We start from the raw sequence: 6,998 nt of genomic DNA on the forward strand, positions 1-6,998 counted from the left end.
TGCTCAGTGGGCTGGGGGCAGGGTGTTTGTCACACCTGTCGCTCGATGCTGATGGGTCGGGTCGTTTTGTGCCACTCAACACGGACCTGACACTGGTTCGCTCATTCTCATGGGTGTGTTCGCCCGAGGCGATTAAATCACCACTGGTGCAGGCGTTCATGAAGGCTTTGAATTCTTACTCAGGACACCAGCCATAAAAAAACCGCCAGGCCCACAAAGGCACTGGCGGCAAAGCAGCATTAATTCTTATCTGGTTTGTTCAAGTTTCGGAGATAGCTGAAAAATAAGCAGCGGCTAGCCGGTGCGGACCAATTCCACATAGCTGTCCCAAGCTCCGAATTTTGTGTTAGTTCAGATCACGCTCATAGCTTTCGCTGATCATCGCTTCGGCGGCTTCTGCTTCGCTGCGCAACAGGTTCAGCCACTGCTCACCGTCTTCGATGTTCTCGACAAACCAGTCAAACGCCGGAGTAGCCGCTTGCAGGAATTGCTCTTTCTCTTCCGGGGTTGGCACATAGACTTCACCACCGGCTTCTGCGAAATCACGGTAAGCCTGAATCGACTTGCGCTTCGGTGATGTAAAAGTGGCCTGTTGCAGTGCATCAAAACCATCCACAACGACGCGACGCAACTCATCCGGCATGTCCATGAAGACTTCATTGTTCATGTACCACAGGGCCGCCATGTAAGCGTGACCGTCGAGTGTCAGGTACTGCAAGCCCGCTTCCGGGAATTTCATCGACATAATGTCGGTGATGCCGTTTTTGGTGCCTTCAACTACGCCCGTTTGCAGCGAGGTGAACAGCTCCGGCCAGGGGATCGGTGTCGGGCTGGCACCCAGACCGCTGGTCAGCGCCTGAGGCAGGTCGGCAACCACGGTACGAATTTTCATGCCGTCCAGATCAGCAGGCGTACGCACGGTTCTTTCGGTGTTGGCAAAGTTGCGCCAGCCGCCGGTGTTGCCAATGGTCATCAGACGAACCTGATCGTTGGAATCTTCCAGAATGGCATCGCGCATTTCGCGGGTGAAATCACCGCGCAACACGGCTTCTGCCATGCGGTCATTGCGCAGGATGTACGGCAAGTCCAGCACCTGTACGTACGGGTACATGTTAGCCACACCGCCGGACGTGGAGATGTAGATATCGACTGAACCATCCTCCAGTGCCTGCATGCACTCGGTGCCGTTGCCGCACAGCTGGGTGCCGAGGAAAATATCGACTTGAATGGCACCGTTGGATTGGGCCTCAACAAAGTCTTTGAAGACGATCAGGCCATCGTAATCTTCGTCGTTTTCATTGGCGTTGGAGACAGCGCGCAGACGGTAGTCTTCCGCGCTGGCAATGCCCATGCCCAATGTTAGCAGGGTACCGGTTACGGCTCCGATGCACTTTGCGATGAGTTTTTGCTTGCGATTGAAACGCATGGCTCTTACCTCTTGTTGTCGTTGTAGTGTTTTTGTTTATTGTTGGTTGTTGTGCTTTCGGTCTTACTTCCAGCGTGTACAACAGGTGTTGCACGATTCGTCATGCAGGCCAAGGCATAAGACCCAGCAGACGGGGAACCGTTAGTGATATTTCAGGTACAAAGGTAATCAGGAAAATCACCGCTATTTCAGCGGCCAGAAACGGCAGAATCGCTTTGGCAATCGACTCGACCCGTTCACCGGAAACGCTCGATGCCACAAACAGCACCAGTCCCATCGGTGGCGTCGCCAGCCCCACGGTCAGGTTAACGCTCATGATCATCGCAAAATGCACCGGGTCGACCCCAATCGAAGTGAAGATCGGCGCGAGGATCGGGCCCAGAATAATGATCGCCGGGCCGGCATCGAGAAACATGCCGACAATGAACAGCATGATGTTGATCAAAAACAGCAGAATGTAAGCGTTCTCGCTCAGCGTCAGCATCCACTCAGCCAGTATTTGGGCTGACTGCGACAGGCTAACCACAGTCTTGAACGCCATGGCCGAACCGACCAGCAACAACACTACAGCCGAGCCCATGGCACTGCGAACAAAGACCTGTGGCAAGTCTGTTAATTTAACCGACTTCAATACCCAGACACTGAGGATCAGTGCATAGGCAACGGCGACCGCCGAGGCTTCAGTAGGTGTGAAGATACCACCGAGGATTCCGCCAAGAATAATGACCGGCGTTAGTAACGGCAGAATGGCTTTTTTCGAAGCAACGGCCCGCTCAGGCCAGGAGTATTTGTGCCCGGCCTTGGGAAAGTCATAGCGCTTGGCCATGATGGCGGTAATGACCATTAATGACAGACCCATCAACACGCCAGGAACAATGCCTGCCGCGAACAACGAGGCTACCGACACTTCCATGGTATAGGCGTAGATGATCATGATGCCGGAAGGCGGAATGATCGGACCGATCACCGATGACGCAGCGGTAATGGCAGCGGCAAACTTTCGCGAGTAGCCGTTCTTTTCCATCGCCGGAATCATCATCGACCCGATGGCCGAGGTATCCGCGACGGCGGAACCCGACAGACCGGCAAACAGCATGCTCGACATAATGTTCACATGTGCTAGACCACCGCGTACATGGCCGATAAAGGCTTGCGAGAAATCAACCAGACGGAAGGTAATGCCGCCCCGGTTCATCAGTTCACCGGCGAGCATAAAGAACGGAATCGCCATTAGCGGGAAGGAATCGATGCCGTTGTAGATATTGCGAAACAACAATGGCAAATCGCGATCCATGCCTTCCCACAGCAACATAAAACCCGGGGCGAACAAGGTTGCAAAAAACACCGGCATACCGATCAGCAGCACGATTAAAAACAGCGGTAAAAATAGAATCAACATCCTGCTTACTCCATCGCCAGCTGGGCTCTGCCGTGTTTGGGTTTAATGCCGAGCCGGTCGTTAAAATCACGGAACAGCAGGTTGCCGGCTTCTTTCAGCAACAGTTCAATATTGACCAGAATCATGGTGCCGAAACACACCGGCATGGCCAGGTAAACCCAGGCCAGCGGCATGTCGAAACTGGCAGCACGACTGCGAAAGCCACGTTGGAAAAACTCCAGCCCCATGGTGAACAGGAAGTACAGAATGATCAGTGCGGCCAGATAAAGCGCCAGTTTCAGGAGCGCAGCGACAACGCGCGGTAGAAAATCATGCAACATTTCGATCGCAACAAAAGAGCCCTCGCGATAGGCGGCCGCAGCGACCAGCGCCATCATCCACATCATGAAGGCTCGGGCGACTTCTTCGGGCCAGGGCTGAGCATTGTTGAACACATAGCGCATCACTACCTGAAACAGGATGGACGACACCATCAGGGTCACGCAGATCCACGCGAGGAACTTGCCAACGGTGGCAATGGCAGTGTTCAGATGCATCAGGGCTTTCAACGGCAACACTAAGGCGTTCATAGGAAGTGACCTCGGTGTGCCGGATGCCGGTTCATTGTTGTCATTGTTGAACCTCATTCATCAGGGCAGTGAAAACGTTAACAGCCCTTTTGCTTGATGTAAATCAATAGTGGATGAATTTTTCACCGAGCGATGTTCGGAATTAATTCATTCACTATTGATTTACTTTTTTGAAGGGCGTTGCTAGAGTGGTGTTATTGCAGGCTAAGCGTGCGGAGTTTGCCGGTTTCAGGCAGCCCGACAGTCCATCCAGGAGGCATCATGACAATAAAAATCGATCACATACCCGAGCAAAAACAGGTAAACGGCCGGGATTTCCCGCTGGTCGTAACCCCTCACAACGACGCGGTGGCAACCGATGTTGCGGCGTTCGATGCCTGGGTAACTGAACAGCAGGAAACCCTCAAGTCCCATCTGATTGAGCACGGTGCCATCCTGTTCCGGGGCTTCCCGGTCACCGATGCCGAATCCTTCGAGCGCCACCTGGATCACACCTCGTTCAAGAACATGCCCTACGTTGGCGGCGCGGCACCACGCAACCAGGTAACGGCATCACGAATCGTGACCGCCAATGAATCACCGGCGTCAGAGACCATTCCGTTTCACCATGAAATGGCCCAGGTTCCGAACCCGCCGGGGTACATCTTTTTCTATTGCGAGAAAGCCGCCGAAGAAGGCGGAGCAACGTCGATTCTGCACTCGGGCGAGATCTACCGTGCCTTTCACGACATCAACCCGGAATTTGCCGGCCGCCTGGAAGAAGAAGGCGTGCGTTACATTCGCGTGATGCCGGAAGTGACCGATAAAGGCTCGGCCATTGGCCGCTCCTGGAAAGACACCTTTCAGGTTCAGACTCGCGAAGACGCCGAGCGTGTAATGACCGAAGCCGGCATGGACTGGGAATGGCTGGCCAATGGCGACTTGCTCACCCGCACACGGGTATTACCGGCCATCCAGTTCGACAAAGAAACCCAACAAAAGGTGTTCTTCAACGCCGTACTGGCGGTCTACACCGGCTGGAACGACAGCCGCAACGTAGGCACCAAGGCGGTTACCACAGGCACGGGCGACTACATGGACAAGGACGTCATGGACGCCACCGTCAAGGCCATGAATGAGCTGTGCGTCAATTTCAAATGGCAGGATGGCGACGTCCTCTGGATCAGCAATTACACCGTCCTCCATGCGCGCCAACCCTTCAAGGGCGAGCGCAGTATTCTGGCGTCTATTTCTTACAAGTAGGCTTTGGTTGGTAGCGGTGGTTGCTTTTGCTCCCAGTGCGGTTGACTTCGGTGCCAGTCGTGTCGGTCCCCGCCGTTGCTTCCCTTCTCCCGGTCTGAAGGGGCCTCCATGCCCCATCATCCCTACCGCGGGCGTCCTCGCTGTTCAGTGAAGCAACGCCGGTGACCTTTTGAATGGGGTTGCAGTAACCACATTTGGTTTCATTCAAGTTACATTGTTTTTAGTGATTGGCAGAGAAAGCGAGCGCCGGCTGCCGGGTGAGGCCCTGTGGGGTAGTCCGCAGCAGGGATGCTGCGGCCTAGGCTCCATGGACGGATTTACGCCGACCCCACAGGGGTTTACCCGGTGGCTGGCGCGGGCTAGTTCCGAATAAGTACAAACAACCTCCAACGAACAAAAAAAGGCGCGTGAAAACGCGCCTTTTTCTTCTCTAGAAGTTAGCCTTCAAGGCACTTCCTGCCCCGCAGCCGCCGTCCAGATTTCGAACCAGGTTTCGCGGTCAATGGTGATGTCCATGGCCTGGGCCAGGCCTTTGATGCGCTTGATGTTATTGGTGCCGACGACGGGCAGAATGCCTGCCGGGTGGGCCAGTAGCCAGGCGAAAGCGGCGAGGTCGACCCGGCCCTGGGCTTTTGATTGGGCGACGTCTTCGAGCAACGGGCGAACGCGTTTAGCGGCGGCGTCGGACCCGAATATTTGACCGCCAGCCAGGGGTGACCAGGCCATGGCTTGTAGCTGGTCGAGTTGCATCGCGGCGAGGGTGCCGTCGGTGAAGGCGCTGCGTTCCAGTACGCTCATTTCGATCTGGTTAATGCACAGGCGGTGCTTCATATTGGCCTGCAGCAATCGCCACTCGTGAACGCCGAAGTTGGAGACGCCGACGGCACGGGTTTTCCCGCTGTCGATCAGCGCATCGAGGGCGGCACCGGTCTCGGCGGCGTTCATCAGTGGGTCTGGCCGGTGAATCAGCAGCAGATCGAGGTGGTCGGTGTGCATGTGGCGCAGGCTGTTTTCGACGCTGGTCTGAATGTAGTCGGCGCTGGTGTCGTAGTATTTGACGCGGCGATTGGGGAATTTGTCGGTGGCCAGGGCAATGTCGCATTTGCTGACCAGTTCCATCTTGTCGCGCAGCGACGGGTCAGCCGCCAGGGCAGTGCCGAACAGGGCTTCGCATTCGTAGTTGCCATAGATGTCGGCGTGGTCGAACGTGGTGATGCCTTCGGCCAGGGCTGCATCGATTTTGGCACGAACGTGGCCAACCGAGGTATCCTGATCATCGGCCAGGCGCCAGACGCCATAAACCAGCCGGCTCAGTTCGACGTCGGTGTTGGGAAGGTGAATGCGTTGCATGGTGTTCTCCACTGGGCGATCAGGCCCTTATTGTTGGCAATGAGTCAGAAATGTTGGCATTCGCACCCTAACAAGGTATGCTCATCATGTAAATGAATAGTGAATGAATTTCACTGATCAGGGTAATAACAATGACCACAACAACCCCGAAAATGTCAGGCAGTGCATCGTCCGGTAAAAAGCAGACCAAACGCCTGCCATTGTATATTCAGATCAGCGAATTGCTGCACCGCGAAATCGCCGCCGGCCACTATCAGATTGGCGAACGCCTGCCGATTGAGGCCGATCTCGCAACCCAGTTGGGGGTGGCCATTGGAACCCTGCGAAAAGCCCTTTCCAAGCTCGAAGGCGATGGCATGCTCGAACGACGCCAGGGTTCCGGAACCTATGTTAAAGCCACCCTGAACAATCGGGCGGTCTATCAACTGTTCCGGCTTGAACTGCTGGAAGGCGGCGGTATGCCCAATGCCGATACGCTCAGCGTAACGGCGGCTAAAAATGCTTATGTAGCCGATCATCTGGGTTTAGATAGTAGCACACCGCTCTGGTGCATCCGCCGGCTTCGTTACCTGAACCAGACTCCAGCAGCGGCGGAGGAAATCTGGCTGGATCAGAAGCATGATCCTTCGTTAAGTGCGGATAGCCTGCTGGAGAGTCTGTACAAACATTATCGGGATCATTTCGATTTCTGGATCACTCACATTGAAGACCGCATCAGTTGCACCGGCGCACCGGATTGGGTGGCCGACCTGCTCGGCAAAGCGCCCGGTACGATGCTGGGTTTTGTTGAACGGCTGAGCTGGTCGAGCAACGATCGGGTTGAAGAATTTTCCTACACCTGGTTCGACCCGGCCGTGGCTCGTTATATATCACGACTGTCCTGATCCTAGCCTCACGTTTTGGTGCCGGGCATTGGCAATCCCATGAGTCCGTACCAGGCACCGGGTGCACCTATCCGGGGTCGGCGTAGATCCGTCCATGGAGCCTAGACCGCAGCATCCATGCTGCGGAC

The 6,998-nt window shown here is 55.3% G+C and carries 6 protein-coding genes and 1 pseudogene; 3 read left to right on the forward strand and 4 right to left on the reverse strand.

Annotated features, from left to right (window positions below; genetic code table 11):
• A pseudogene (locus WEB54_RS00815) lies at positions 1–197 on the forward strand (hypothetical protein); the annotation flags it as partial.
• 149 nt (positions 198–346) lie between these two features.
• On the opposite strand, the gene dctP reads toward WEB54_RS00815, so the two are convergent.
• The 3 genes from dctP to WEB54_RS00830 form a co-directional block, all read right to left on the reverse strand.
• Positions 347–1,426: a TRAP transporter substrate-binding protein DctP gene (gene dctP, locus WEB54_RS00820; protein ID WP_368052751.1), complete on the reverse strand. Its 1,080-nt coding sequence runs from the start codon at positions 1,424–1,426 to the stop codon at positions 347–349.
• Positions 1,427–1,526: 100 nt separating this feature from the next.
• Entirely contained in the window at positions 1,527–2,825 is a 1,299-nt protein-coding gene (locus WEB54_RS00825; RefSeq protein WP_368052752.1) for a TRAP transporter large permease, read from the reverse strand.
• 5 nt (positions 2,826–2,830) lie between these two features.
• Positions 2,831–3,394, reverse strand: a complete 564-nt coding sequence (locus WEB54_RS00830) for a TRAP transporter small permease (protein ID WP_368052753.1) — start codon at positions 3,392–3,394, stop codon at positions 2,831–2,833.
• A gap of 261 nt (positions 3,395–3,655) precedes the next feature.
• Between WEB54_RS00830 and WEB54_RS00835 the strand changes: the two genes are divergently transcribed.
• On the forward strand, positions 3,656–4,636 hold the full coding sequence (locus WEB54_RS00835) for a TauD/TfdA family dioxygenase (RefSeq protein ID WP_368052754.1): 981 nt from the start codon (positions 3,656–3,658) through the stop codon (positions 4,634–4,636).
• A gap of 444 nt (positions 4,637–5,080) precedes the next feature.
• On the opposite strand, the gene WEB54_RS00840 is transcribed toward WEB54_RS00835, so the two are convergent.
• Positions 5,081–5,986, reverse strand: a complete 906-nt coding sequence (locus tag WEB54_RS00840) for an aldo/keto reductase family oxidoreductase (protein ID WP_368052755.1) — start codon at positions 5,984–5,986, stop codon at positions 5,081–5,083.
• A 131-nt stretch (positions 5,987–6,117) separates the two neighbouring features.
• On the opposite strand from WEB54_RS00840, the gene WEB54_RS00845 reads away from it, so the two are divergent.
• Positions 6,118–6,870 carry a GntR family transcriptional regulator gene (locus tag WEB54_RS00845; protein ID WP_368052756.1) on the forward strand — a complete coding sequence of 251 codons (753 nt, stop codon included), beginning with the start codon at positions 6,118–6,120 and terminating at the stop codon, positions 6,868–6,870.
• The last annotated feature ends 128 nt before the right edge of the window (positions 6,871–6,998 follow it).

Source organism: Saccharospirillum sp. (assembly GCF_040881935.1).
Classification (GTDB): Bacteria; Pseudomonadota; Gammaproteobacteria; order Pseudomonadales; family Natronospirillaceae; genus Saccharospirillum.